The sequence below is a fragment of the Williamsia herbipolensis genome (assembly GCF_036153515.1).
In the GTDB taxonomy this organism is placed as follows: domain Bacteria; phylum Actinomycetota; class Actinomycetes; order Mycobacteriales; family Mycobacteriaceae; genus Williamsia_A; species Williamsia_A herbipolensis.
In genome coordinates, this window is the sequence record NZ_CP108021.1 from 901,751 (window position 1) to 927,608 (window position 25,858).

Here is a 25,858-nt window from a genome sequence, read left to right on the forward strand (position 1 = left end):
CGGTCGCCGCTGTCGTCGGCGGGCACCGTGCACGGTCCGAGATGAGCGGACGGCCTGCGGCGGCTAGTGTCGGTGCATGAACTCGCGAGGGTGGGAATGACCGAAACTCCCGGCACCACCGACACCGGTGCCACGGCCCCGACCGACACCGCCACCGCCGGGCCGGCAATCCCGGCCCCCGACCAGCTGATGGTGTGGCCCGGCACCGCCTATCCGCTCGGCGCCACCTACGACGGCGCCGGGACCAATTTCTCGGTGTTCTCCGAGGTCGCGACCGCGGTCGAACTGTGCCTGATCTCCCCCGAGGACATCGAGACCCGCATCCGGCTCGACGAGGTCGACGGCTACGTGTGGCACTGCTACCTGCCGTCGGTCGCGCCGGGGCAGCGGTACGGGTTCCGTGTGCACGGCTCCTACGATCCGGCGAACGGGCTGCGGTGCGACCCGTCGAAGCTGCTCGTCGACCCGTACGGCAAGTCGTTCTTCGGTGAGTTCGACGGCGATCGCTCGCTGTACTCCTATGCGATCGAGCTCCCCGGCGACGAGGACCGGGCCGACGCGGACGCCGACGACACCGCAGCGGGCAGTACCGGCGCCGACGGGGCCGTGGAGGTGGCCGACGGTGTCGTGACCGCGCCGGAACAGCAGCAGAAGCAGGCGCAGACCGCAACGCCGGCCGAACCCGAGCCCGCACCCGAGCCCGTCGAACCCGAGGAGGAATCGGTCCACGACGGCAACGCCATCGACGCCGACTTCGCCGACCCCGAGGTCCCCGGCCTCCCGGGTCTCGACTCCCTCGGCCACACGATGACGTCGGTCGTCATCAACCCGTTCTTCGACTGGCAGCACGACCGCGCGCCGAACCGGCCGTACCACGAGACCGTCATCTACGAGGCCCACGTGAAGGGGATGACGGCGACGCACCCGGAGGTGCCCGAGCAACTCCGGGGCACCTACGCCGGCCTCGCGCACCCGGCGATCATCGACCACCTCACCGATCTCGGCGTCACCGCGATCGAACTGATGCCGGTGCACCAGTTCCTCCAGGATCAGACGCTGCTCGACCAGGGGTTGCGAAACTACTGGGGCTACAACAGCTTCGGGTTCCTCGCCCCGCACGGCGGGTACGCGTCGAACACCCGCGCCGGCGGCGAGGTCACCGAGTTCAAGGCGATGGTGCGCTCGTTCCACGAGGCGGGCATCGAGGTGATCCTCGACGTGGTCTACAACCACACCGCCGAGGGCAACCACATGGGCCCGACCATCTGCATGCGCGGGATCGACAACGCCGCCTACTACCGCCTCGTCGACGGCCAACCCGAGATGTACATGGACTACACCGGGACCGGCAACAGCCTCAACGTGCGTCACCCGCACACGCTGCAGCTGATCATGGACTCGCTGCGGTACTGGGTGCTCGAGATGCACGTCGACGGCTTCCGCTTCGACCTGGCCTCGACGCTCGCCCGCGAGCTCCACGATGTCGACAAGCTCTCGGCCTTCTTCGATCTGGTGCAGCAGGACCCGGTGGTCAGTCAGGTCAAGCTGATCGCCGAGCCGTGGGACGTCGGTGAGGGTGGCTACCAGGTGGGCAACTTCCCGGGCCTGTGGACCGAGTGGAACGGCAAGTACCGCGACACGGTGCGCGACTACTGGCGCGGGGAGCCGGCGACCCTGGGCGAGTTCGCCTCCCGGCTCACCGGCTCGTCGGACCTGTACGAGGACACCGGCCGCCGTCCCAGCGCCAGCATCAACTTCGTCATCGCCCACGACGGTTTCACCCTGCGGGACCTGGTGTCCTACAACGAGAAACACAACGAGGCCAACGGCGAGGACAACCGCGACGGGGAGAGTCACAACCGCTCGTGGAACTGCGGCGTGGAGGGCCCCACCGACGACCCGCAGATCGAGGAGTTGCGCGGACGTCAGCAGCGCAACATCCTCGCGACGCTGGTGCTCAGTCAGGGCACGCCGATGATCGCCCACGGCGACGAGATGGGCCGCACCCAGCAGGGCAACAACAACGTCTACTGCCAGGACTCCGAACTGTCGTGGATGGACTGGTCGTTGGCGGAGAAGAACTCCGACCTGATCGCCTTCACCCGCGCGGCCATCGCGCTGCGCGCCGAGCACCCCGTGTTCCGGCGTCGACGCTTCTTCGCCGGCCGTCCCATCCGCTCGGGCGACCAGGCCCGCGACATCGCGTGGCTCACCCCGGCCGGCGCGGAGATGAACGAGGAGGACTGGGACTCGGGCTTCGGCAAGAGTCTCGCGGTCTATCTCAACGGAGAAGGCATCGGCGAGAAGGACGTTCGTGGCCGACCGGTCGTCGACGACACGTTCCTGCTGTGCTTCAACGCCCATCACGAACCGCTCGACTTCGTGCTGCCGTCGAGCTACTACGGCTCGGAGTGGGTCGGGGTCCTCGACTCGGCGTCGGCCACCGGCGCGACCACTGTCGCCGCGTCGCACGGACACACGGTGACCGTGCGCGATCGCTCGCTGCTCGTGCTCCGCAAGGTCGGCTGAGCGGTGGCCGGCACCACGGCCACGGGCGACGCCGAGATCACCCCCGTCCCATCACGACCCGCGTTCGTCGCGACCTACCGTCTGCAACTGACCGCCGACCTCACCTTCGCCGACGTCGTCGATCTGCTCCCGCACATCGCCGCACTGGGCGTCAGTCACCTTTACCTGTCGCCGATCGGCACCGCGATGGCCGGTTCGACACACGGATACGACTGGGTGCCGCCACCGGAGGTGTCGCCGGTCCTCGGGGGACTCGACGGCCTACGCGCGCTGCGCGCCGCCGCACGGTCGGCCGGGCTGGGCATCATCGTCGACATCGTGCCCAACCACACCGGGGTCGAGGACCCGCGACAGAACCCGTGGTGGTGGGACGTGCTCACCCACGGTCGTGACTCGGAGTACGCCCCGTACTTCGACATCGACCTCGGCAGCGACAATGGCGTCGACGGCCGCATCGCGTTGCCGGTTCTCGGCGAGGCCGCCGACGTGGACGCACTGACCATCGACACCACCTCTGCGACACCGGAACTGGCGTTCTACGAACGCCGGTTCCCTCTGGCACCCGGCACCGACACCACCGATGCGCGAGCAGCCCACGATGCGCAGCACTACCGTCTGGTGCCCTGGGACGCCGGCCTCATCGGGTACCGGCGGTTCTTCGCCGTCAACGGCCTGGCCGGGATGCGGCAGGAGGATCCCGCGGTCTACGCCGCGACACACACCCTGGTGCGCCGGTTGATCGAGGAGGATCTCACCGACGGCCTGCGCGTCGACCATCCCGACGGTCTCACCGACCCGGTCGGTTACCTCGCCCGCCTGCGGGCCGACATCGGCGAGGACCGGCTGCTGTTGATCGAGAAGATCCTCTCCACCGACGAGGATCTCGACCCGTCACTGCCGGTCGACGGGACCACCGGTTACGAGGCGCTGCGCGTGCTCGACGGCGTGCTGATCGACCGCTCCGCCGCCGAGTCGTTCACCGACATCCACCGCTCGGTCACCGGCAACGCCGGCGACCGAGCCTGGATCGACGAGCACGAACACGCCGTCAAACTCGACACCCTCGCGGAACTGTTCAGCGCCGAACGCGCGCGTCTGCGGCGCGCCATCGTCGCGACCACCGATGCCGGCGCACCGCCGGTGGAATCCGCCGACCTCGACGCCGCCATCGGCGAGGTGGTGGCCTCGCTCGGCGTGTACCGCGCCGACTACGCGACGCTGCGCCAGCGGCTCATCGACACCTTCGCCGAGGTGGAACGCCGCCGCCCCGAGCTGTCGGCCGCACTCGACACGATCGAGGCCGCGGTGGCCGTCGACGGCGAGGCGTCGGCACGACTGGCCCAGGTCTGCGGGGCGACGACGGCGAAGAGCGTCGAGGACTGCCTGTTCTACCGGACCGCGCGTCTGGTGAGCCTGCAGGAGGTGGGTGGTGACCCCGGTCTGTTCGGTACCTCGGTCGCCGACTTCCACGCCTTCTGCGTCGCCCGCGCCCGTGACTGGCCCTCGGCGATGACGACTCTGTCGACCCACGACACCAAACGCGGCGAGGACGTCCGTGCGCGCATCGGTCTGCTGACCCGACACCCCGACCGGTGGCGGGCACTGGTCGAGCGGATGGTGTCGACGACCCCGCCGCCGGAGCCGACGACCGGACTGTTCCTGCTGCAGAACATCATCGGCGTGTGGCCGCTCGACGGCGCGCCCGTCTCGGCCGGACTCCGCGAGCGGCTGCACGACTACACGACCAAGGCGATCCGCGAGGCCGGGACGATCACCACCTGGACCCGTGTGGACACCGAGACCGAGGACCAGGTGCACGCCTGGGTCGACGACGTGCTCGACGGACCCGTGGGCGCCGACATCGCGACGCTCGTGGCCGATCTACGGGACGAGATCGTCGACGCCTGCGTCGTCCACAAGGCGCTGGGGCTGTTCATGCCCGGCTTCGGTGACGTGTACCAGGGCACCGAGTGGTTCGAGGACAGCCTCGTCGACCCCGACAACCGCCGGCCCGTCGACTACACGCAGTCCCTCGACCACCCCAAGACCGCGATGGTCACCGTTGCGCTCGCCGTGCGACGCGGTCACCGCGAATCCTTCGGCCCGGGATCGCGATACGTGCCGCTGACGAGCCACGGCGCGGAGTCCGAGGAGGTCATCGCGTTCGCGCGCGGACACGGCGACGAGCTCGACGTGGTCGTGGTGGCCGCCCGCGCGGCGGTCGAACGCCTCGGTGATCCGACGGGGACGACCGTCGAACTCCCTGAGGGGCGGTGGCGTTCCCCGATCACCGGTGCGGCCGCGGCCGGTACCGTCGACGTGGCGACGCTGTGGTCCGCCGGACCCGTCGCCGTTCTCGAACGCGTCGCCTGAGAGGAACCGCCGTGGGGCTCGTCGCCGGAATCGACTCGTCGACCCAGTCGTGCAAGGTCGTCGTCCGCGACGCCGACGACGGAACCCTCATCCGGTCGGGACGCGCCGATCACCCGCCGGGCACCGAGATCGACCCGCGTGAGTGGGCGCAGGCGATGGACGCCGCGATCAGCGCCGCAGGCGGTCTCGACGACGTCGACGCCGTCGCGGTCGGCGCCCAACAACACGGCATGATCTGTCTCGACGAGGCCGGGAATACGGTGCGGGATGCGTTGCTGTGGAACGACACCCGCTCGGCGCCCGCCGCGAACGACCTCATCGACGACCTCGGTGGCGCCGCCGCCTGGGCCGAGCGCATCGGGGTCGTCCCGGTCGCATCGATCACCGCGACCAAACTGCGGTGGCTCGCAGACACCGAACCCCACCACGCCGACGCGACCGCCGCGGTCTGCCTGCCCCACGACTGGCTGACCTGGCGACTGCGCGGGACCACCGACATCGCCGACCTCACCACCGATCGCAGCGACGCCAGCGGCACCGGCTACTTCTCGGCCGTGACCGGCGACTACGACCACGACCTGCTGTCGATGGCCCTGCGCGGTCGCACACCGATGCTCCCCGCGGTACTGGGCCCGCACGACTCCCCCGGCGACACCACCGGCGGGGCCCGTCTCGGCGCAGGCGCGGGCGACAACGCCTCGGCCGCACTGGCGTTGGACGCGCAACCCGGAGATGTCATCGTCTCGCTCGGCACATCAGGTGTCGTCTCGGCGGTGACCGACGTCGGCTCCCACGACGCGGACGGCTACGTGGCGGGATTCGCCGATGCGACCGGACGCCAACTGCCGTTGGTCTGCACCCTCAACGGGGCTCCGGTGCTGGCGTCGATCGCACGGATGCTCGGCGTCGACCTCGACACCTTCGCCGACCTCGCGCTCTCGGCGGAGCCGGGATCGGGTGGGGCCAGCCTCATCCCGTATTTCGAGGGCGAACGCTCACCGAACCTCCCCGACGCGCGCGCGACCCTGGCCGGCCTCTCGATCGCCAACTCCACCCCGGCGACCATCGCGCGCGCCGCCGTGGAGGGTCTGCTGTGTTCCCTCGCCGACGGCCTCGGGTTCATCGTCGCGCAGGGCGTCCGCGCCCAGCGCGTCATCCTCGTCGGCGGCGGCGTCCGCTCCCGTGCGGTCCGCGAGATCGCCCCGGCCGTCTTCGGTCTGCCGGTACTGGTACCCGAACCGGGTGAGTACGTCGCCGACGGCGCCGCACGCCAGGCCGCGTGGGCGCTGACCGGCGCCGACACCCCACCGACGTGGGCACTGTCGACCACCGAGCGGTTCGAGGCCGAGCACGCCCCGGAGATCCTCGAGCAGTACCGCGCCGCGCAGGCGCAGACCTACCGGTGACCCACCGCCCGACGGTGCGCCGCTACGAGTCCCCGAGCAGCGCGACCAGCGTGTCGTGCGCACCGTTCTCGCGCAGGCTCCGCAGCGCCCACGTGTAGGGCTCCATGAAGTCCGCGCGGTCGGCGAGGTCGCCGAAGAGGTCGGTGACGCCGACGAAGGCGCGAGGATCGGTCCGACTGGCCTGCGCCAGCGGCATGAGGAGATCCCGCCGCTGATCGACGATTTCGATCGGCGCACCCTGCTCGTCGACCCCCTCGGCGTACCGGGTCCACGCCGCCACGACCGCGGCCGAGCACGCGACCGAGCCGCCGTCGTCGAGACGCTCGACGATGACCGGCACCAGCCACTGCGGGATGCGGTCGGAGGACTCGGCACACAGTCGCGCGATGGTGTCGCCGATGGCGGGATTGGCGAAGCGCTCGAGGAGGGTGTCGATGTAGTCGTCGAGATCGACTCCGGGCACGGCGGCGAGCGTGGGCCGTCCCTCGTCCTGCATGTAGGTGCGCAACAGCTTCTCCAGCAGTGGATCCCGTGCGGCCTCGTCGACCAGTCGATGACCGAGGAGATGGCCGAAGTAGCACAGCGCCTGATGGCCGGCGTTGAGCAAGCGCAGCTTCATGAGTTCGTACGGCGCGACCTCGGCGACCATCTGCACGCCGACCGCCTCGAACGCCGGCCGTCCCGCGGAGAACTCGTCCTCGAGAACCCACTGGGTGAACGGCTCGGCCACCACCGGCCATCGGTCGGCGATGCCGGTGCGGGCGGCGACCTCGTCGGCCAGTCCGTTCGGCGTGGCCGGGGTGATGCGGTCGACCATCGAGTTGGGGAACGCGGTGTGCAGCTCCATCCACTCGGCGAGTTCGGGATCGGCGGCGCCGGCGAAGGCGGTGAAGACCCGTCGTGCCATGTGTCCGTTGCCGGGGATGTTGTCGCACGACATCACCGTGAACGACGCGACACCGCGGGCACGCCGCCGTCGCAACGCCTCGGTGATCAGTCCGAACGTGGTGCGCGGGATCGCGTTCGGGGTGAGATCGGCCGCGACGTCGGGCGCCGACAGGTCGAACTCACCGGTCGAGCTCGAGATGTTGTACCCACCCTCGGTGACGGTCAGCGAGACGATGCGGGTGGTCGGCGCGGCCATCGTCTCGATCACCTTCTCCGGGTCGTCGGGGGCGAAGAGGTAGTCCACGATCGACCCGACGACCGAGGTCTCGACGACCCCGTCGGGGTGTTTCAGCGTCAGCGTGTAGAGCCCGTCCTGCGGTACGAGCGCGTCGCGCATCCGTGCGTCGCCCGGGAGCACGCCGACCCCGCAGATCGACCACGGCGGCGACGGCGTCGCGGCGAGCAGACGATCGACGTACATCGCCTGATGGGCCCGATGGAAGCCTCCGACCCCGAAGTGGACGATGCCGCAAGGGTTGTCGTGCCGCGCGTACTGCGGCACCGTGACCGACGCGATCTGTCCGAGGTGCTCGTCGTCGAGCGTGGTGACCGGCCCCGCCGATGCACCGTCGATCGTCTGCGTCATGACGCCATCTCCTCGTTCCGCTCCCGGTGTCCTGATGTCTGCTGTCCTGCTACCTGCTGATCCGATGTCGGCTGCGCTGTTGTCGCATCCCCCGTCAGAGCCCCGGCGTGGGCGAGGCGCTGGGGGAAGACGACCGCCTTGATGCTGCCCGCGACGCGGTCGGCGTCGAGGGCCTCGGCCACCTCGTCGAGCGCGAAACGCCCGGTGACCATGGCATCGAGGTCGACCAGCCCCGCGGTCACCAGCGCGGTCGCGGTGGGCCAGGTGTTGGCGTAGCGGAAGACGCCGGTGAGGACGAGTTCGCGATTCTGGACGATCGACACCGGGATGGTGAGGTCGGAGGCACCCATCCCGACGAGGACGACCCGTCCGGCGGGGCGCACCGCGCCGATCCCCGCGGTGATGGCCGAGGGCGCCCCGGAGGCGTCGACGAACGCGTCGACGGGTTCGAGGCCGGCGATCTCGTCCGGACCGACGGTGGCCGTCGCACCGAATCGCGTGGCCGTGTCGAGCCGGGTGGGATCGATGTCGGACACCACGATCCGGGTGGCCCCGTGCGCGCGTGCGACCTGCGCGCAGACCAATCCGATCGGACCCGCCCCGGCGATGAGGACCGATCCGCCGACGGTGACGCCGGACTTGCGGATCGACGCGATCCCCACCGATAGGGGTTCGAACAGTGCGGCGGCCACGTCGGTGACGGAGTCCGGCACCGGGTGGGCGAAGGCCGCACCGATGGTCGCGTACTGGGCGAGCGCACCGTCGATGGGCGGGGTCGCATAGAACTCCATGTGCGGACACAGGTGGTAGTCGCCACGACGCGATTCCGCCGAGTTCGGGTCGGGACGTTGAGGTTCGATCGACACCCGCTCGCCGATCCTCGACTCCGAGATCCCCTGTCCCACAGCGACGATCCGCCCGGACGCCTCATGGCCCAAGACCATCGGGGCCGTTACCACGTGATCGCCGATACGGCCGTGGCGGTAGTAGTGCGCGTCGGAGCCGCAGACGCCGACCGCGGCGATCTCGACCAGGACGTCGCCGGGACCCGGGGTCGGGACGGGCCGTGTCTCGGTCTCCACACGCCCGGTCTCAACCAGCACCGAGGCGGTCATCGTGTCGGGAAGATCCGGTTTTCCCGGTGAAAGTGTTGTGTGCGTCACATTTGAGATGCTAGCGTACTGAACATATGAACCGCTAGTGAGCATTTGCTCACCCTCAATGTGGAGGAGGTCGCCGATGACCGCACCGCAGGCACCGCGTCAGTCCCCCCGTCAGTCACCCCCGTCGGGGGGCACCGGGTCCGAGACGGGCCAGGACGTACGGCTGCTGCTGCGCGCGGCGACGATGTACCACCTCGAGGGCGCCACGCAGGCCGAGATCGCCGCACGACTGGGGGTCTCGCGACCCACCGCCGGACGCCTCGTGGCCCGAGCCCGGGCCCAGGGTCTGGTCACGGTCACCGTCGCCGCGCCCGCCGGCGTGGGCGCGTCGATCCATCCCGAGACCGAACGTGCCGTCGAGAATGCATTCGGCCTCGACGAGGTGTTCATCATGGACTCCCCCGCCGACGGGACGGCGTCGGGCGACGCCGCACTCGGTCGCGCCGGATCGTCGGTGCTGGCCCGTCGCATCAACCCGACCGACACCCTCGGGTTCACCTGGGGTCCCGAGCAGCTGGCCGTCGCCGACGGCCTGTCGAACCGGACCGCATCCTGTCGCCGGGTGGTGCAGATGGACGGGTCGATGACGTCGGTCGAGTACCACACCGGTGTCGATCAGGCTCTGTCCCGATTCGCCGAACAGCTGCGCGCACAACCGATGCGCCTCATCGCACCGCTCTACGCCGACATCGACACCGTCGCGGCGATGCAACGCGACTCGATCCTGTCGCAGCCCCTGCGGGCGGCCGAGAACGCCGACGTGATGCTCTTCGGCGTCGGATCGGTGTCGACCTCGACCACGCTGTTCGAGGGTGCGTTCATCGACGCGGCCGTGCTCGATGAACTGACCGATCTCGGAGCCGTCGGCGAGATCGGCGGTCGCTTCTACGACAGCGACGGCACCCCCGTCGCGTCGTCGCTCGTGGGACGCACCGTGTCGGTGCCGCTGGCCTGCGTCCACGACTGCGCGACCACCATCCTCGTCTCCGGCGGAGCCCATCGCCAGGAGTCGATCCTCGGAGCACTGCGAGGCGGGTTCGCGACCATCCTGGTCACCGACCTCGACACCGCTCGATGGCTGCTCACAGAACAGAAAGGTCAACGGTGACTGAACAACTCACGACCAGGGGCGCCGGGCGCCGATGGTCCCCACGCCGCATGACGGCGGGTGTCGCCATGGCGGTCACCATAGGTCTCGCGGCCACCGGATGTGCGGGCGCGGGCTCGTTCACCGACGGTGGCGGCGAGTCGGTCACCATCGCCCTGGTCTCCAATTCGCAGATGACCGACGCCATCTCGCTGTCGGGCCAGTTCGAGAAGGAGAATCCCGGGGTCAAGCTCAAGTTCGTCACCCTCTCGGAGAACCAGGCGCGCGCGAAGATCACCGCATCGGTGTCCACCGGCGGCGGCGAGTTCGACGTGGTGATGATCAGCAACTACGAGACCAAGCAGTGGGCCGAGAACGGGTGGTTGGTCAACCTCACGCCGTACATGGACTCCGTGCCCGACTACGACGCGAACGACTTCATCCCCACGCTCAAGGACGCCCTGTCCTACCAGGGCGGGATGTACTCCGCACCGTTCTACGGCGAGTCCTCGTTCCTCATGTACAACAAGAAGATGTTCGCGCAGGCCGGCGTGAGCCTGCCCGCGAAGCCGACCTGGCCTCAGGTCGCCGAGGTCGCCGCGAAGCTCAACCGCGGCAACGTCTCCGGCATCTGTCTGCGCGGCAAGCCCGGATGGGGCGAGGTGCTCGCACCGCTCGACACCGTCATCAACGCCTTCGGCGGTCGCTGGTACGACGAGAACTGGAATGCGCAGCTCACCAGCCCGCAGGTCACCGCGGCCGTGAAGTTCTACGTGGACACCGTCCGCAAGTACGGCGAGCCCGGTGCGGCCTCATCGGGCTTCCAGGAGTGCGGAAACCTGTTGTCCCAGGGCCAGACCGCCATGTGGTACGACGCGACGTCGGCCGTCTCGGTGCTGGAGAGCCCGGACACCTCCACCATCGCCGGCGACGTCGGCTACGCCCAGGCACCCAGTATGGCCAAGGGCGACAACGGGTGGCTCTACACCTGGTCGCTCGGCATCCCGTCGAGCAGCACGAAGAAGGCCGACGCCTGGAAGTTCATCAACTGGATGACGAACAAGAAGTACATCTCCTACGTCGCCGAGAAGCTCGGCGCCAGTCACGTCCCACCCGGCAGCCGACTCTCCACCTACCAGCTGCCCGCCTACAAGGCGGTGTCGACGGCCTACGCGGAGCCGACACTGTCGGCCATGAAGGCGGCCGACCAGCTCAAGCCGTCGCTGGAACCCGTGCCCTACACCGGGGTGCAGTTCCTCGCGATCCCCGAGTTCCAGGATCTCGGAACGCGCGTGAGCCAACAGATCTCGGCTGCCATCGCAGGACAGATCAGCGTCGAGGACGCATTGAAACAGTCACAGACCTACGCCGAGACCGTCGGCAAGACCTACCAGAAGGAGAGGTGACCGATGGCCACCGCACTCGTCGAACCGGCTCAGGCGCCGCGCGACTCCGCGCCGTTGACCTCCGGTAGAGATCACGTCAGCCGCGCCGAGGGATGGCGACGGAGGGGACCGCTGCTCCCGGCGCTCATCTTCATGGTGATCGTCACCCAGATCCCGTTCGTGGTGACGCTGTACTACTCCACCCAGTCCTGGAACCTGGTGCGCCCCGGTTCACGGGAGTTCAACTGGCTCAACAACTACGTCCAGGTCTTCCGCGACACCCAGTTCTGGACGGTCACCCTCAACACGGTCCTGCTCATCGTCGGGACGGTGATCATCTCGGTCGTCTTCGGGTTGATCTTCGCGCTCCTGCTCGACCGGAAGTTCGTCGGCCGCAGCATCGTCCGCACCCTGCTGATCACCCCGTTCCTGGTGACGCCGGTCGCGTCGGCGCTGCTGTTCAAGACGAGCCTGCTCTCCCCCACCAGCGGCCTGCTGAACTACGCGCTCAGCCCGTTCGGCGTGAAGACCGACTGGCTCAGCGAGTACCCCCTCGCAAGCGTGATGGGTGAGCTCGTCTGGCAGTGGACGCCGTTCATGATGCTGCTGATCCTGGCCGGCCTGCAGTCGATGCCGAAGGACATCTCCGAGGCGGCGAAGGTCGACGGGGCCACCAGCTTCCGGCTGTTCCGCGAGCTGACGCTGCCACACCTGCGTCGCTTCATCGAGCTCGGCACCGTGCTCGGCGCCATCTATCTCGTCAACACCTTCGACGCCGTCTACATGATGACGTCGGGTGGACCGGGCGTCGCGAGCTCGAACCTGCCGTTCTACATCTACCAGCGCGCGTTCCTGGGCTTCGACATCGGTCAGGCGGCCGCCATGGGCGTCGTCACCGTCGTCGGCACGATGGTCGTCGCGACGCTTGCCCTTCGCCTTCTGTTCAAGAGCTTCAGCGTCACCGAGGAGTCGGTCTGATGGCCACCACAGCACCCACCCGCCCCGCCACCGCCGCCGCGACGCCGGCCCCGGTGATCCGCCGCAAGCGCAACTCGAGAGGCGGACTGCTCACCGCGTTCACCTGGATCCTGGCCATCGGGTTCTTCTTCCCCGTGCTGTGGATGGTGCTCACCGCGTTCAAGAAGGAGAGTGACGCGAACACCAATCCGCCGACCTTCTTCTTCACCCCGACGCTCGACCAGTTCCGCAACGTCTTCGACGCGGGAATCGGCACGCCGCTGCTGAATTCGGTGTTCGCCACGGTGGCGTCGACGATCCTGGTGCTCCTGCTCGGCGTGCCCGCGGCGTTCGCGTTGTCGCTGCGACCGGTCCGCAAGACCTCCGACGCCCTGTTCTTCTTCCTGAGCACCAAGATGCTGCCGATCGTGGCGGCGATCATCCCGCTGTACGTGATCGTCGGCAAGATCGGGATGCTCGACAACATCTGGACGCTGGTCATCCTCTACACGGCGATGAACCTGCCGATCGCGGTGTGGATGATGCGGTCGTTCTTCATGGAGGTCCCCAAGGAGTTGCTGGAGGCCGCGAGCATCGACGGCGCGAGCCTGTGGACCTCGGTCCGCGAGGTCATCCTCCCGCTGATCTCACCCGGGATCGCCGCCACGGCACTGATCTGCGTCATCTTCTCGTGGAACGAGTTCTTCTTCGCGGTCAACATGACCGCGGTGAACGCGCAGACCATGCCGGTCTTCCTCACCGGGTTCATGTCCGGGCAGGGACTGTTCTGGGCGCAGCTCTCGGCCGCGTCGGTGTTGGCCGCCTTGCCGGTCGTCATCTGCGGCTGGATTGCCCAGAACAAGCTCGTCCGCGGTCTGTCCTTCGGCGCCATCAAGTGACCCCCGCCATCAGATGAGCGCTGCCACCACGTAAACCCCGACCCACACTTCCTTCCGAATCACAGGAGAAACCCATGGCTTCCATCACCTACGACAAGGCGTGCTGCGTCTACCCCGGCGCCGACAAGCTCGCGGTCGACTCGCTCGATCTCGACATCGCCGACGGTGAGTTCGTCGTCCTCGTCGGCCCGTCCGGTTCCGGCAAGTCCACCGCCCTGCGCATGCTCGCCGGCCTCGAGGAGATCGACAGCGGTGCGATCACCATCGGTGGCTCGAACATGGTCGGCGTCGCACCCAAGGATCGCGACATCGCGATGGTCTTCCAGAACTACGCGCTGTACCCCAACAAGACCGTCGGCGAGAACATGGGCTTCGCGCTGAAGATGCGCGGGATCGGCGTCGAGGAACGCAAGCAGAAGGTCGCCGAGGCCGCCAAGCTGCTCGACCTCACCGACTACCTCGACCGCAAGCCGGGCAAGCTCTCCGGCGGCCAGCGTCAGCGCGTCGCCATGGGTCGCGCCATCGTCCGCGACCCGCAGGTGTTCTGCATGGACGAGCCGTTGAGCAACCTCGACGCCAAGCTCCGCGTGCAGACCCGCACCCAGATCGCGGCCCTGCAGCGTCGCCTCGGCACCACCACCGTCTACGTCACCCACGATCAGGTGGAGGCCATGACGATGGGTGACCGCGTCGCGGTGCTCCGCGACGGGAAGCTGCAGCAGTTCAGCTCGCCCACCGAGCTGTACGACCGACCCGTGAACGCGTTCGTGGCCGGGTTCATCGGCTCGCCCGCCATGAACCTGTTCACCGCGCCGCTCACCGACGACGGCGTCTCGATCGGCGGCGCCACCGTGGCCGTCCCCCGCACCGCTCTCGCCGAGATCGGTCGTCTCGGTCTCGACTCCGCCATCGTCGGCGTGCGCCCCGAGGCGTTCACCCTCGGCGACTCCGGCGAAGGCGTACCGGCCACCGTGAGCCTGCTGGAGGAACTGGGCAGCGAGACCTACGTGTACGCGACCGTCGACGATCCCGCCGTGCGCACCATCGACGGCGGCGAGGTCACCCTCGTCTCGCGCACCGCCGTGCGGGGGCCGGCCAAGATCGGTGAGCAGATCCGGCTGCGACAGACCGAACCGACCGTGCACCTGTTCCACCCGACCACCGGCGAGCGCCTCGGCGACTGAACCGCACCCCGGGCACCCGGGGCGGCTACGGTCGAGACGTGGCACAGCAGCAGACGTACGAGGTGTGGGCACCGGACGCGACGAGTGTGTCGGTGGTGATCGACGACGGCGCCCCCGTCGCGATGCAGGCCGACGGACCGTGGTGGCGGACATCAACGGCACCAACGGGTCCCGGCCGGTACGGGTTCGTGATCGACGGTGGCCAGAGCAGCGGGGCGGGCGGGGACGTGCTCCCCGACCCGCGCTCACCCCGCCTGCCCGACGGCGTCCACGGCCTGTCCGCACCGTTCACCGTCGACGAGGACCTGTGGACCGACGGGGGGTGGCAGGGTCGCGCCATCGCAGGCGCGGTGATCTACGAGCTGCACATCGGCACCTTCAGCCCCGGCGGGACCTTCGACTCGGCCGTCGAACGGCTCGACCACCTCGTCGATCTGGGCGTCGGGTTCGTCGAGGTGATGCCCGTCAACGGGTTCAACGGCACGCACAACTGGGGTTACGACGGCGTCGCGTGGTTCGCCGTCCACGAGATCTACGGCGGACCCGCGGGATTCGCACGGTTCGTGGACGCCTGCCACACCCGTGGTCTCGGGGTGGTGCTCGATGTCGTCTACAACCACCTCGGGCCATCGGGCAACTACCTCCCCCGCTTCGGGCCGTACCTCACCGATGGTGCCAACACCTGGGGCCAGTCACTCAACCTCGACCAGGCGCAGTCGGACCCCGTGCGGGAGTACATCCTCGACAACGCGTTGCGCTGGTTGCGCGAATTCCACGTCGACGCACTGCGATTGGACGCCGTCCACGCCCTGGTGGACCACACCGCCATCCACCTGCTCGAGGAACTCGCTGTCCGCACCGATGCGCTGGCAGCAGAACTCGGGCGTCCGCTGTCGCTGATCGCCGAGAGCGACCTGAACGACCCACGACTGATCACCGACCGCGACCTCGGTGGCTACGGCCTCGCCGCCCAGTGGGACGACGACGTCCACCACGCGATCCACACCACGGTCTCGGGCGAACGGCAGGGCTACTACGGCGATTTCGGGAGCTACGAATGCCTCGCCACCGTTCTCACCGGGGGTTTCTTCCACGCGGCGACGTACTCCTCGTTCCGCCGGCGTCGCCACGGTCGCCCCATCGACCCCGCGGTGGTGCCGTCGACGTCGCTCGTGGTCTACACCTGCAACCACGACCAGATCGGCAACCGCGCCATCGGTGACCGCCCCACCGCGTATCTGACCCCGGGGCAACTCGCCATCAAGGCGGCCCTGGTGCTGACCTCGGCGTTCACCCCCATGCTGTTCATGGGCGAGGAGTGGGGCGCGAGCACGCCGTTCCAGTTCTTCACGTCCCACCCCGAACCCGAACTGGGAGAGGCCACCGCGACCGGCCGCATCAAGGAGTTCGCCGACCACGGATGGGACGCCGAGGAGATCCCCGATCCACAGGATCCGGCGACGTTCACCCGGTCGAAGCTCGACTGGTCCGAACCCGACGAGCCGGCGCACCGACGCATCCTCGAGTTCTACCGGTCGCTCATCGCGCTCCGCGCCGGCTCGCCGGACATCGCCGCGAACTCACTGACCTCGGTGGAGGTCGAGTTCGACGCGGACGCGGGCTGGTTCGCGATGCACCGGGGAGGGCTGTCGACCGTCGTCGTCCTGTCCCCTGCCGACACCGTCGTGCCGATCGCGCTCGAACCGGTGCTGCTCTGGGACCCGGTCACCACCACCGACACCGGCTTCACCTCGACCGGCCACAACGTCGTCATCGGGCGGCGGATCGACGCGTAGACGGTTCGACGAGCAGACGGGGGCGAAATACCGGCATGACCGTGGGTGTTGCACCCACCATGAGCGTTCCCTATTCCGTCCTGGACATCGCACCCGTCGTCGAGGGCACCACCGTCGGTCAGGCCCTGCAGAACGCCGTCGCCCTCGCGGTCGCCGCCGAGGGGTGGGGCTATCGACGGTTCTGGCTCGCCGAGCACCACAACATGCCCGGCATCGCCAGCTCCAGTCCCGCCATCGTGATCGGTCAGGTCGCGCGAGCCACCCGGACGCTCCGTGTCGGATCGGGTGGCATCATGCTGCCCAACCACGCGCCGCTGGTGATCGCCGAGCAGTTCGGCACCCTCGACGCCCTGTTCCCCGGTCGCATCGACCTCGGGATCGGCCGCGCGCCGGGCACCGATCAGGTCACCGCGCACGCGCTGCGCCGTTCACCCGGAGCGCTCTCGGCCGACGACTTCCCCCAGGAGCTCGCGCAGCTACGGGCGTTCCTCGCCGGCGCGTTCCCCGACGAGCACCCGTACTCGGCCATCACCGCCGTCCCCGGTGAGGGCGCATCGCCCGACATGTGGTTGCTCGGGTCGTCCACGTACAGCGCACAACTGGCGGCGTTGCTCGGTCTGCCGTTCGCGTTCGCCCGCCACTTCGCGCCGCGCGAGACCTTCGCGGCGCTGGCGACCTATCGCGACAACTTCCGGCCGAGCGCCGTCCTCGACGCCCCGTACGCCATGGTCACCGCGACCGTCGTCGCGGCGTCCGACGACGAGACCGCCCGCTACCACGCCGGTCCGCAGCGCCTGGCGATGGCACGGTTGCGCAGCGGGACCGCCGGGCGCTACCCGACGGCGGAGCAGGCCGCGGCCACGCCGCTGACCCCGATGCAGGAATCGGCTGTCGCGGAGACGAGTTCGGCCTGGATCGTCGGCGGCCGCGACCACGTCGCGAACGAGTTGCGGAGTCTCGTCGACTCCACCGGAGCCGACGAGATCATGATCAGTTCGACCCTGGCCGACTTCGACGCCCGCCTCGAGTCGCACCGCATCGTCGCCGACATCCTCGGCGCAGCCGTCGCCGCGTGAGGATCCGGTAGATCGGGCGTGCGGCTGCCAACCCGCCACAGTCAGCGATGTTTGCCGCTCAGCGGGAGACATCGCTGACGCGCGGGGACGTTCCGCGACGCGATGGCGCCGCCGGTACCGAGACGCGCGCGTGAGCCGCAGGTGGGTCGCTCAGGTGAGGTAGCGGTAGGCCGGCGAGCCGGGAACCAGGCGCTCGGCCGTGAGGCGCGACTCCGTCATGCGGTCGAGCAAAGGCGACAGTCCGTCGGCCGAGCTCAGCTGGACACCGACGAGCGCGGCACCGGTCTCGCGGTTGTTGCGTTTGACGTACTCGAACAGGGTGATGTCGTCGTCGGGACCGAGGACCTCGTCGAGGAAGCCGCGCAAGGCGCCGGGCTCCTGCGGGAAATCGACGAGGAAATAGTGCTTCAGGCCGCGGTGGACGAGCGAACGCTCGATGATCTCGCCGTACCGGGAGACGTCGTTGTTGCCACCGGAGAGCAGCGACACCACCGTCGTCCCGGGTGCGAAGCGCAGACCGTCGAGACCCGCGACCGCCAGCGCGCCAGCTGGCTCGGCGATTATGCCGTCGTCCTGGTAGAGCTCCAGCATCACCGAGCACAACGCACCCTCGTCGACGTGGACGATGTGGGCACTACCCGGGCTCAGGTTCCGTCGCGACGGCGAGATGGTCAGTGCAGCAGGGAGATCGGGGTGGTCGGCGACCGTCGGGGACAACGGTGACAGCACGCGGTGCGCGAGGTCACCGACGCGCTTGACCGCCGCTCCGTCCACGAACGGGTCGATCACGTCGAGGGTCACCGGACCGCCGTGCACCAGAGCCGCGGCCAGTGATGCCGCGCCCGTCGGCTCGACACCGACGAGGACGACGTCAGGGTCGAGGGCCCGGAGGTAGGTCGCCATCCCGGCCAGACATCCGCCGCCGCCGACGGGCGCGAGCACCACATCGGGCACACGGCCGAGTTGCTCGACGATCTCGAGCGCGATGGTGCCCTGTCCGGCGGCGGTGCGGACGTCGTCGAACGCGTGGATCCAGGTGGCGCCGGAGGTCATGACGTCGGCCTGCGCCGCAGCGGCGGCCGCGTCGTAGGTGTCGCCGACGGGGATCAGCTCGATGAAGTCGCCGCCGTGCCAGACGATCCGGTCACGCTTCTGCTTCGGGGTGGTGGTGGGCACGTAGATACGTCCCCGCACCCCCATCGCCTTGCACGCGTAGGCGACGCCCTGCGCGTGGTTGCCCGCGCTCGCCGCGACGACACCGGCCGCCAGCTCCTCGGCGGTCAGCAATCCCATCGTGTTGTAGGCGCCGCGGATCTTGTACGACCGCACCGACTGCAGGTCCTCACGCTTGAGGTACACCTGCGCGCCGGTGGCCGCCGACAGGCGCGCGTTGGCCTGCAACGGGGTGCGGTCGACCACCGCCTTCGCGCGGTCGGCGGCAGCACGGATCGACTCGACGTCCAGGGTCGGTGCGGACGGGGTGACGAGGCGCGGCGGACTGCTCACGCTCCCATCGTCTCACCATCTGCGCCGATCACGGCGATCAGCTCTCGGGTGTGGCCTCGAGGACGAACACCGGGATCTGGCGGTCGGTCTTCTCCTGGTACTCCGCATAGGGCGGATAGGCCTCGACTGCGCGGTCCCACCAGATCTGCTTCTCGCCGCCGAACACCTCCCGGGCCACCATGTCATGGACGAGCTCACCGTCGCGGAGTTCGACGTGCGGGTTGGCGGCGACGTTGTGGTACCAGACGGGATGCTTGGGTGCGCCGCCGAGCGAGGCGACCGCGGCGTAGGCACCCTCGTGCTCGACCCGCATGAGCGGGGTCTTGCGGAGCTTCCCGGTCTTGTTGCCGACGGTGGTGAGCAGGATGACCGGCATGCCGTTCATCTCCGTGGCCTCGGTGCCGTTCGAGTTCTCGATCTTCTCGGCCTGTTCACGGGCCCAGTCGCTGGTACTCGGGGCGTATTCACCTTCGAGCGGCATGGCGGATCTCCTTTGTCGGTCGGATCGGCGTGCTGTCGAGCACCATCGACTCTAGCGAAACTCCGACCGCGGCGAGGGCGTCCGCACAACCGACCCTGAGCTGCGGCGACACCACCGTCCCGGCGTGTTTTCGGCTACCCGAAAACTTTTGCTCGTGGGGGCGGTACACTGGTGTTCGCACACCCCGACGACGCCCGTCGCGCCCGCACCCAGGAGGCCACCCGCCCATGACGACGATCAGCGTGAACACCGCACCCGCTCGTTCCGAGCGGACCGCGGCGCCCACCGTCTCGATCGCCGGTGTCGCGTGGCCGGTGCACAAGGCGGCCGCGGTGCTCACCGCCCTCGTGGTCGCCGTCGTCGTCGGCGTGATCACCGGCTCCGGCGAGGTCACCGCGTGGGCCGTCACCATCGCCGCCACCGCGGTCTGGTGGTCCGGACGCCTCGGTGCGACCCGCCGCCCGACTAGCCGCTGAGGCAGGTCGGCCCGAGAAGCGCCTTCAGGTCGCCCATCAGAGCCGAACTCGGCGTCACCCGGAGGTTGTCGTCGAGTCGCAGGGTGGTCGCCGACTCGCCGCTGATGAGCCGCACGTGGACATCCGAGGTCCCCGGATGACGGATCAGCACCTGCTTGAGGGCACTCACCCGATCCTGCGTGCACAGTCGTGTCGACATCGTCAGGGCGAGCGGGCGCGCCTCACCCACGTGTGAGAGGTCGGGCACCGCGAGATCGTTGGCGCTGATCATCATGTTGTCGTCGTCGCGGATGTTGACCCGGGCCTTGATGAGCACCACCGCGTCGGCCACGATGTCCATCCCGTAGGCCTGGAACGCGCGCGGGAAGAAGTACACCTCCACACCACCGACGAGATCTTCGAGGGTGACCACCGCGTACGGCTCGCCCTTCTTGTTGACCCGGCGGGTGACCGCGGAGATGATGCCGCCGATGACGATCTGCGCGCCGTCGGAGACGTTCTTCTCCAGCAGGCTGGTCAGCGAGGTGTCGGTCTGCGCCGAGATGACGTGCTCGATGCCGCCGAGCGGATGCCCGGACACGTAGAGCCCCAACATCTCCCGTTCGAGCGCGAGCTTGTGCTTGGTGTCCCACTCCTCGTCGGGCACCCGGACGGCGAAGACGTCGTCGATCACCGCACCGGCGTCGTCGGCACCGCCGGCGTCACCGAACAGGTCGAACTGGCCGACGGCCTCGGCCTTCTTCGTGCCCAGGACCGCGTCGACGGCGTCGACGTGCACCAGGAACAACCCCTTGCGGGGGTGTCCCAGCGAGTCGAAAGCGCCTGCCTTGATGAGGGATTCGGTGACCTTCTTGCTGCAGGCGGTGACATCGATCTTGCCGAGGTAGTCCGAGAAGCTGTGGAACTTCCCCTTCTCCTCACGCGCGGCGAGGATCGCGGTGACCACGTTGGTCCCCACGTTGCGCACCGCGACCAGGCCGAAGCGGATGTCCTCGCCGACGGCGGCGAAGTACCGCTGCGACTCGTTGACGTCGGGCGGGAGGACCGTGATGCCCAGCTTGCGGCAGTCGGCGAGGTAGATCGCGGCCTTGTCCTTGTCGTCGCCGACCGAGGTGAGCAGTCCCGCCATGAACTCGGCCGGGTAGTTGGCCTTGAGGTACGCCGTCCAGTACGACACCAAACCGTAGGCGGCCGCGTGGGACTTGTTGAACGCGTAGCCGGCGAACGGGAGAATGGTGTCCCAGAGCGCCTTGATGGCCGCCTTGGAGAAGCCGTTGGCGACCATGCCCGCCTCGAACCCCTCGAACTCCTGGGCCAGCACCGACGCCTTCTTCTTGCCCATCGCGCGACGCAGGATGTCGGCTCGACCCAGCGAGTACCCGGCCACCTTCTGAGCGATCTGCATGATCTGCTCCTGGTAGACGATGAGGCCGTAGGTGTCGCCGAGGATGTCCTTGAGGGGTTCGGCCAGCTCGGGGTGGATCGGCTTGACGTCCTGTCGACCGTTCTTGCGGTCGGCGTAGTCGTTGTGGGCGTTCATGCCCATGGGGCCGGGCCGGTAGAGGGCGCCGACGGCGACGATGTCCTCGAAGGTGGTGGGCTGCATGCGTTTGAGCAGTTCACGCATCGGCCCACCGTCGAGCTGGAACACGCCGAGGGTCTGCCCGCGCGCCATCAACTCGTAGGTCGTGGTGTCGTCGAGGGGCAGCGTGTCCATGTCGATCTCGATGCCGCGGTTGGTGGTGATGTTCTCGAGCGCGTCGTTGATGACCGTCAGGTTGCGCAGCCCGAGGAAGTCCATCTTGAGCAGCCCGATGGCCTCACACGACGGGTAGTCCCAGCCGGTGATGATGGCGCCGTCCTGGGCGCGTTTCCACACCGGGATCGCCTCGGTGAGCGGCTCCGAGGACATGATCACCGCGCAGGCGTGCACGCCGGCGTTGCGGATCAGTCCTTCGAGACCCAGTGCGGTGTCGTAGATCTTCTTGACGTCGGGGTCGGTCTCGATGAGCGCACGGACCTCCGAGGCCTCGCCGTAGCGATCGTGGTCGGGGTCGGTGATCCCGGCGACCGATATGTCCTTGGCCATGATGGGCGGCGGCAGCGCCTTGGTGATCCGGTCGGCGATGGCGTAGCCGGGCTGACCGAACTGCACCCGCGCCGAGTCCTTGATCGCGGCCTTGGTCTTGATGGTGCCGAAGGTGATGACCTGGGCGACCTTGTCGCTGCCCCAGCGTTCGGTGGCATAGCGGACCATGTCCCCGCGGCGACGGTCGTCGAAGTCGATGTCGATGTCGGGCATCGACACACGCTCGGGGTTGAGGAACCGCTCGAAGAGCAGACCGTGCGGGATGGGATCGATGTTGGTGATGCCCAGCGCCCACGCGACGAGCGATCCGGCGGCGCTGCCGCGGCCGGGGCCGACGCGGATCCCGACCTCGTGGGCGTGCCGGATGAGGTCGCCGACGACGAGGAAGTAGGCGGGAAAGCCCATCTGGATGATGACATCGAGTTCGTAGTTCGCGCGGTCGGTGTAGTCCTGCGGCACGGGTGCGTCGGGGAAACGCCGGGCCAACCCCGCGGTGACCTCCTTGCGCAGGAACGTCTCCTGGGTGTCGCCCTCGGGCACCGGGAAGATCGGCATCCGGTCGCGTGGGGTGAACACCTCGGCGTAGCTCTGGACCCGCTCACCGATCTCGACGGTGTTGTCGCAGGCGCCGGGCACCACGTCGTCCCACTGCTCGCGCATCTCCGCGGCCGACTTCAGGTAGTACCCGTCGCCGTCGAACTTGAAGCGCGTGGGATCCGACAGCGTCTTGCCGGTCTGGATGCACAGCAGCGCCTCGTGGGTCACCGCGTGACCCTTGGTGACGTAGTGGCAGTCGTTGGTGACGATCGGCTTGATGCCGAGCTGCCTGCCGATCTCGAGCAGACCGTCGCGGACGCGGCGCTCGATCTCGAGGCCGTGCTCCATCAACTCGAGGTAGAAGTTCTCCTTGCCGAAGATGTCCTGCCACTTCGCGGCGGCCTCGAGGGCCTCGCGCTGATGGCCGAGCCGCAGCCTGGTCTGGACCTCACCCGACGGGCAGCCGGTGGTGGCGATGATCCCCTCGGCGTGGGCGGCGATGAGTTCGGCGTCCATGCGGGCCCACTTGCCGAGCTGTCCCTCGATCGACGCCAGCGAGCTCAGGGTGAACAGGTTGCGCAGGCCGGTCGCGTTCTCGGCGACCATCGTCATGTGGGTGTAGGCGCCGCTACCGGAGACGTCGTCGCTCTTCTGGTCGCGATCGCCCCACAGGACGCGTTTGGTGTCGAAGCGCGAGGCGGGGGCGATGTAGGCCTCGATGCCGATGATCGGCGTGATGTCGTGATCCTTGGCGACGTTGTAGAACTCGCTGGCGCCGAACATGTTCCCGTGGTCGGTCATGCCGATGGCGGTCATCCCGAGACGCTTGGCCTCGGCGAACATCGGCGCCACCTTCGCGGCCCCGTCGAGCATGGAGTACTCGGTGTGGTTGTGCAGATGGACGAACGAATCCGACACGTGGAATACCTCTCGACGAACGCTGCGGGGTCCCCGCCGATGCACTGCCGCGCGCGGTCCGATGGCCGGCTGCGACGTGTCGTCCAGTTTAGGTGCGGGCACCCACAAGACCGGTGAGCCACACAGTGCGGGCGTCCGCCGATCGTGTGCACACCGCCGACACACCGCGACACGCCGAGCGGGCTGTGACGCGTGGGACTCGAGCCGTGGGTCAGCCTGCGGGCACCGGAGCGGTGTCGGAGAGCGGACCGACACGATCAGACTGTTCGGGGAGCAGCGCCCCGACGGTGAACCGCCCGCCCGCGTCGGCCGGGAGGACCTCGACCGCACGGACCCGCCGGTCGCCCGCGATCGCGCGCAACCGGTCGGCGTCACCGCGCACGACGAGGGCGACCACGCACGCGCATCCCGCGGTGAGCCGTGACCGCACGAGTGTGGCGATCTGTCGATCGCGCCCCACCGCGTCGGGACCGACCGTCCGCTCGACGTCGTCGACGGCGAGGTCGCGCGCGGTCTGCAGCGATCCCCGATCCCGGGTGAGGGGTTCGAACGTGGTCGGTGTGGCGACCGCGTCGACCGTGACGTGGAACGCGACCCGCGACGGTCCCGTACCGGCGATCAGCGACCACGCGGTGTCGTCGTCGAGGGGTGCTCGTGGCGACACCAGCGCCCACCGGGTGCCCGTGGCCCGTGCGGTCCCGGCCGAGGCGGCGGCGATGTACTCGTCGACCGACTGCCCGCCGGTGGGACCGAGTCGGTCGGTGGTGACCGCGGGACGTCGGGGCGGATGGGCCGCGCCCAGGGCGTACAGACCGCCGAGGACGACCAACACGACGACCGCGCCCACGGCGATCGACCCGAACGCGCGGCGCAGACCGTCAGGTCGCACGCAGGACGTCCAACGCACCCCGGAGATCGTCGGGGTAGGGGCTGGTGAACTCGACCAGCCGCCCGTCGGAGGGGTGGGCGAACGACAACGCGCGGGCGTGCAGCCATTGACGTTCGAGCCCGAGGCGGGCGGCCAACGCCGGATCGGCGCCGTAGGTGAGGTCTCCACAGCACGGGTGGTGCATCGCCGAGAAGTGCACACGGATCTGGTGGGTGCGACCGGTCTCGAGGTGGACGTCGAGGAGGCTGGCCGCGGCGAACATCTCGAGGGTGTCGTAGTGGGTGACGCTGGGCTTGCCGGCGGTCGTCACGGCGAACTTCCACTCGTTGCCCGGATGGCGGCCGATGGCGGCGTCGATGGTGCCGCTCGACGGGTCGAGGTGGCCCTGCACCAGGGCGTGATAGCGCTTGTCGACCGTGCGCTCCTTGAAGGCCCGCTTGAGCAGCGTGTAGGCGCGCTCCGACGTCGCGACCACCATCACCCCGGACGTGCCGACGTCGAGACGGTGCACGATGCCCTGTCGCTCGTGCGCGCCGGAGGTGGAGATGCGATACCCGGCGGCGGCCAGACCACCGATCACCGTCGGTCCGGTCCATCCGACCGAGGCGTGCGCGGCCACACCGACCGGCTTGTCGACCACCACGATGTCGTCGTCGGCGAACAGGATGTCCATGTTCTCGATCGGCTGCACCAGGTTCTCCACCGGGCGTGCCGGCTCGGGCAGCAGGACCTCGAGCCAGGCGCCCGCGGTGAGTCGATGGGACTTGCCGACGGCGGTGCCGTCGACCTGCACGTCGCCGTTGTCGGCGAGCGCGGCGACCGCGGTGCGCGAGAACCCCATCATCCGCGAGACACCGGCGTCGAGTCGCATGCCGTCGATGCCGTCGGGGACGGGCATCGACCGGCTCTCACGCATCAGGCGCCACCGGCGTGCGCGCGTCGTCGCGGGTGCGGGTCGACGCCCGCGTGCCGTCGAGTTCGACCCCGAACAGCGTCAGACCGACCAGCAGGACCGCGCCGCACACCACCGCCGAGTCGGCCACGTTGAACACCGGCCACCAGCCGATGGACACGAAGTCGACCACATGCCCGCGGAGCGGGCCGGGATCGCGGAACAGACGGTCGACCAGGTTGCCCAGCGCGCCGCCGAGGATCAGCCCGAGGCCCAGCGCCCACAGCGGAGACCGCAGACGGGAGCTGTATCGGATGATGCCGACGACGACCGCGAGCGCGACGATCGTCAGGATCCAGGTGTAACCGGTGGCCATGGAGAACGCGGCGCCGGAGTTGCGGACCAGGCGCAGCGTGACGGTGTCGCCGATGATCGAGATGGGACGCAGCGGATCGATGGTCGCGACGACCACGATCTTCGTCACCAGATCGGCCACCAGGACGAACAGCGCGACCGCGGGCAGCAACGCGATCATTCTCGTCGATCGCGGCGCCGGTCGGCTCGTGGCGGTGGCATCGGCGGACCCACCGACTCCGGCGGTGGTGTCGGGTCCGGCGGGTTCATCGGTCGGGTCGTTGCTCACGCCGACCATTGTCCCCTAAGCGGAGTCGATAACCTTCA

Annotated in this window: 19 protein-coding genes; 11 read left to right on the forward strand and 8 right to left on the reverse strand. The window is 68.8% G+C overall.

Features of this window, described 5'->3' with window-relative positions:
• The first annotated feature begins 96 nt into the window (after window positions 1-96).
• The 3 genes from glgX to OG579_RS04105 are packed head-to-tail and all read left to right on the forward strand — an operon-like array spanning window position 97 to window position 6,308.
• Window positions 97-2,529: a glycogen debranching protein GlgX gene (gene glgX / locus OG579_RS04095; RefSeq protein ID WP_408068742.1), complete on the forward strand. Its 2,433-nt coding sequence runs from the start codon at window positions 97-99 to the stop codon at window positions 2,527-2,529.
• Between the two features lie 3 nt (window positions 2,530-2,532).
• A complete protein-coding gene (gene treY, locus OG579_RS04100; protein ID WP_328858190.1) occupies window positions 2,533-4,902 on the forward strand; it encodes a malto-oligosyltrehalose synthase in 2,370 nt (789 codons plus the stop codon).
• Between the two features lie 11 nt (window positions 4,903-4,913).
• Window positions 4,914-6,308, forward strand: coding sequence for a xylulokinase (locus tag OG579_RS04105; protein ID WP_328858191.1), 1,395 nt, complete (start codon window positions 4,914-4,916; stop codon window positions 6,306-6,308).
• Window positions 6,309-6,330: 22 nt separating this feature from the next.
• On the opposite strand, the gene OG579_RS04110 is transcribed toward OG579_RS04105, so the two are convergent.
• Together OG579_RS04110 and OG579_RS04115 are read right to left on the reverse strand one after the other, a co-directional pair.
• A complete protein-coding gene (locus OG579_RS04110; RefSeq protein ID WP_328858192.1) occupies window positions 6,331-7,842 on the reverse strand; it encodes a mannitol dehydrogenase family protein in 1,512 nt (503 codons plus the stop codon).
• A complete protein-coding gene (locus OG579_RS04115; RefSeq protein ID WP_328858193.1) occupies window positions 7,839-8,957 on the reverse strand; it encodes an NAD(P)-dependent alcohol dehydrogenase in 1,119 nt (372 codons plus the stop codon). Before OG579_RS04115 ends, OG579_RS04110 begins: the two co-directional genes overlap by 4 nt.
• A 124-nt stretch (window positions 8,958-9,081) precedes the next feature.
• Between OG579_RS04115 and OG579_RS04120 the strand changes: the two genes are divergently transcribed.
• From OG579_RS04120 to OG579_RS04150, 7 genes are all read left to right on the forward strand, one after another.
• On the forward strand, window positions 9,082-10,113 hold the full coding sequence (locus tag OG579_RS04120) for a sugar-binding transcriptional regulator (protein ID WP_328858194.1): 1,032 nt from the start codon (window positions 9,082-9,084) through the stop codon (window positions 10,111-10,113).
• Between the two features lie 68 nt (window positions 10,114-10,181).
• Window positions 10,182-11,498: an ABC transporter substrate-binding protein gene (locus tag OG579_RS04125; protein WP_328858195.1), complete on the forward strand. Its 1,317-nt coding sequence runs from the start codon at window positions 10,182-10,184 to the stop codon at window positions 11,496-11,498.
• Window positions 11,499-11,501: 3 nt separating this feature from the next.
• On the forward strand, window positions 11,502-12,455 hold the full coding sequence (locus OG579_RS04130; RefSeq protein WP_328858196.1) for a carbohydrate ABC transporter permease: 954 nt from the start codon (window positions 11,502-11,504) through the stop codon (window positions 12,453-12,455).
• Window positions 12,455-13,333 (forward strand): carbohydrate ABC transporter permease, encoded by an 879-nt coding sequence (locus tag OG579_RS04135; RefSeq protein ID WP_328858197.1) that lies wholly within the window; start codon window positions 12,455-12,457, stop codon window positions 13,331-13,333. Before OG579_RS04130 ends, OG579_RS04135 begins: the two co-directional genes overlap by 1 nt.
• A 74-nt stretch (window positions 13,334-13,407) precedes the next feature.
• Window positions 13,408-14,517 (forward strand): ABC transporter ATP-binding protein, encoded by a 1,110-nt coding sequence (locus OG579_RS04140; protein WP_045823061.1) that lies wholly within the window; start codon window positions 13,408-13,410, stop codon window positions 14,515-14,517.
• A 38-nt stretch (window positions 14,518-14,555) separates the two neighbouring features.
• Window positions 14,556-16,313: a malto-oligosyltrehalose trehalohydrolase gene (gene treZ, locus OG579_RS04145; protein ID WP_328858198.1), complete on the forward strand. Its 1,758-nt coding sequence runs from the start codon at window positions 14,556-14,558 to the stop codon at window positions 16,311-16,313.
• A gap of 59 nt (window positions 16,314-16,372) precedes the next feature.
• Window positions 16,373-17,389: an LLM class flavin-dependent oxidoreductase gene (locus tag OG579_RS04150; RefSeq protein WP_328858199.1), complete on the forward strand. Its 1,017-nt coding sequence runs from the start codon at window positions 16,373-16,375 to the stop codon at window positions 17,387-17,389.
• A gap of 150 nt (window positions 17,390-17,539) precedes the next feature.
• Here OG579_RS04150 and ilvA read toward each other — a convergent pair whose 3' ends face one another.
• Together ilvA and OG579_RS04160 are read right to left on the reverse strand one after the other, a co-directional pair.
• Window positions 17,540-18,895, reverse strand: a complete 1,356-nt coding sequence (gene ilvA, locus OG579_RS04155) for a threonine ammonia-lyase IlvA (RefSeq protein WP_328858200.1) — start codon at window positions 18,893-18,895, stop codon at window positions 17,540-17,542.
• A gap of 37 nt (window positions 18,896-18,932) precedes the next feature.
• Window positions 18,933-19,376 carry a nitroreductase family deazaflavin-dependent oxidoreductase gene (locus OG579_RS04160; protein WP_328858201.1) on the reverse strand — a complete coding sequence of 148 codons (444 nt, stop codon included), beginning with the start codon at window positions 19,374-19,376 and terminating at the stop codon, window positions 18,933-18,935.
• A gap of 227 nt (window positions 19,377-19,603) precedes the next feature.
• Here OG579_RS04160 and OG579_RS04165 point away from each other — a divergent pair, with 227 nt between their 5' ends.
• On the forward strand, window positions 19,604-19,852 hold the full coding sequence (locus OG579_RS04165; RefSeq protein WP_328858202.1) for a hypothetical protein: 249 nt from the start codon (window positions 19,604-19,606) through the stop codon (window positions 19,850-19,852).
• On the opposite strand, the gene dnaE is transcribed toward OG579_RS04165, so the two are convergent.
• From dnaE to lspA, 4 genes are all read right to left on the reverse strand, one after another.
• On the reverse strand, window positions 19,842-23,396 hold the full coding sequence (gene dnaE, locus OG579_RS04170) for a DNA polymerase III subunit alpha (protein ID WP_328858203.1): 3,555 nt from the start codon (window positions 23,394-23,396) through the stop codon (window positions 19,842-19,844). The genes OG579_RS04165 and dnaE overlap by 11 nt on opposite strands.
• A gap of 211 nt (window positions 23,397-23,607) precedes the next feature.
• Entirely contained in the window at window positions 23,608-24,285 is a 678-nt protein-coding gene (locus OG579_RS04175; RefSeq protein ID WP_328858204.1) for a hypothetical protein, read from the reverse strand.
• Window positions 24,275-25,201, reverse strand: coding sequence for an RluA family pseudouridine synthase (locus tag OG579_RS04180; RefSeq protein ID WP_045823066.1), 927 nt, complete (start codon window positions 25,199-25,201; stop codon window positions 24,275-24,277). The genes OG579_RS04175 and OG579_RS04180 overlap by 11 nt, the downstream gene beginning before the upstream one ends.
• The gene (gene lspA / locus OG579_RS04185) at window positions 25,194-25,829 is read right to left on the reverse strand and encodes a signal peptidase II (RefSeq protein WP_045823067.1); all 636 of its coding nucleotides are present in this window, start codon (window positions 25,827-25,829) and stop codon (window positions 25,194-25,196) included. Before lspA ends, OG579_RS04180 begins: the two co-directional genes overlap by 8 nt.
• Window positions 25,830-25,858 lie beyond the last annotated feature (29 nt).

Excerpts from the sequence above, each read along its gene's own strand:
- OG579_RS04110 (WP_328858192.1), bottom strand. The coding sequence starts at position 7,842 with ATGACGCAGACGATCGACGGTGCATCGGCGGGGCCGGTCACCACGCTC.
- lspA (WP_045823067.1), bottom strand. The coding sequence starts at position 25,829 with ATGGTCGGCGTGAGCAACGACCCGACCGATGAACCCGCCGGACCCGAC.
- OG579_RS04135 (WP_328858197.1), top strand. The coding sequence starts at position 12,455 with ATGGCCACCACAGCACCCACCCGCCCCGCCACCGCCGCCGCGACGCCG.
- OG579_RS04150 (WP_328858199.1), top strand. The coding sequence starts at position 16,373 with ATGAGCGTTCCCTATTCCGTCCTGGACATCGCACCCGTCGTCGAGGGC.
- OG579_RS04130 (WP_328858196.1), top strand. The coding sequence starts at position 11,502 with ATGGCCACCGCACTCGTCGAACCGGCTCAGGCGCCGCGCGACTCCGCG.
- OG579_RS04165 (WP_328858202.1), top strand. The coding sequence starts at position 19,604 with ATGACGACGATCAGCGTGAACACCGCACCCGCTCGTTCCGAGCGGACC.
- OG579_RS04115 (WP_328858193.1), bottom strand. The coding sequence starts at position 8,957 with ATGACCGCCTCGGTGCTGGTTGAGACCGGGCGTGTGGAGACCGAGACA.
- OG579_RS04140 (WP_045823061.1), top strand. The coding sequence starts at position 13,408 with ATGGCTTCCATCACCTACGACAAGGCGTGCTGCGTCTACCCCGGCGCC.
- OG579_RS04160 (WP_328858201.1), bottom strand. The coding sequence starts at position 19,376 with ATGCCGCTCGAAGGTGAATACGCCCCGAGTACCAGCGACTGGGCCCGT.
- OG579_RS04180 (WP_045823066.1), bottom strand. The coding sequence starts at position 25,201 with ATGCGTGAGAGCCGGTCGATGCCCGTCCCCGACGGCATCGACGGCATG.
- OG579_RS04120 (WP_328858194.1), top strand. The coding sequence starts at position 9,082 with ATGACCGCACCGCAGGCACCGCGTCAGTCCCCCCGTCAGTCACCCCCG.
- glgX (WP_408068742.1), top strand. The coding sequence starts at position 97 with ATGACCGAAACTCCCGGCACCACCGACACCGGTGCCACGGCCCCGACC.
- OG579_RS04125 (WP_328858195.1), top strand. The coding sequence starts at position 10,182 with ATGGCGGTCACCATAGGTCTCGCGGCCACCGGATGTGCGGGCGCGGGC.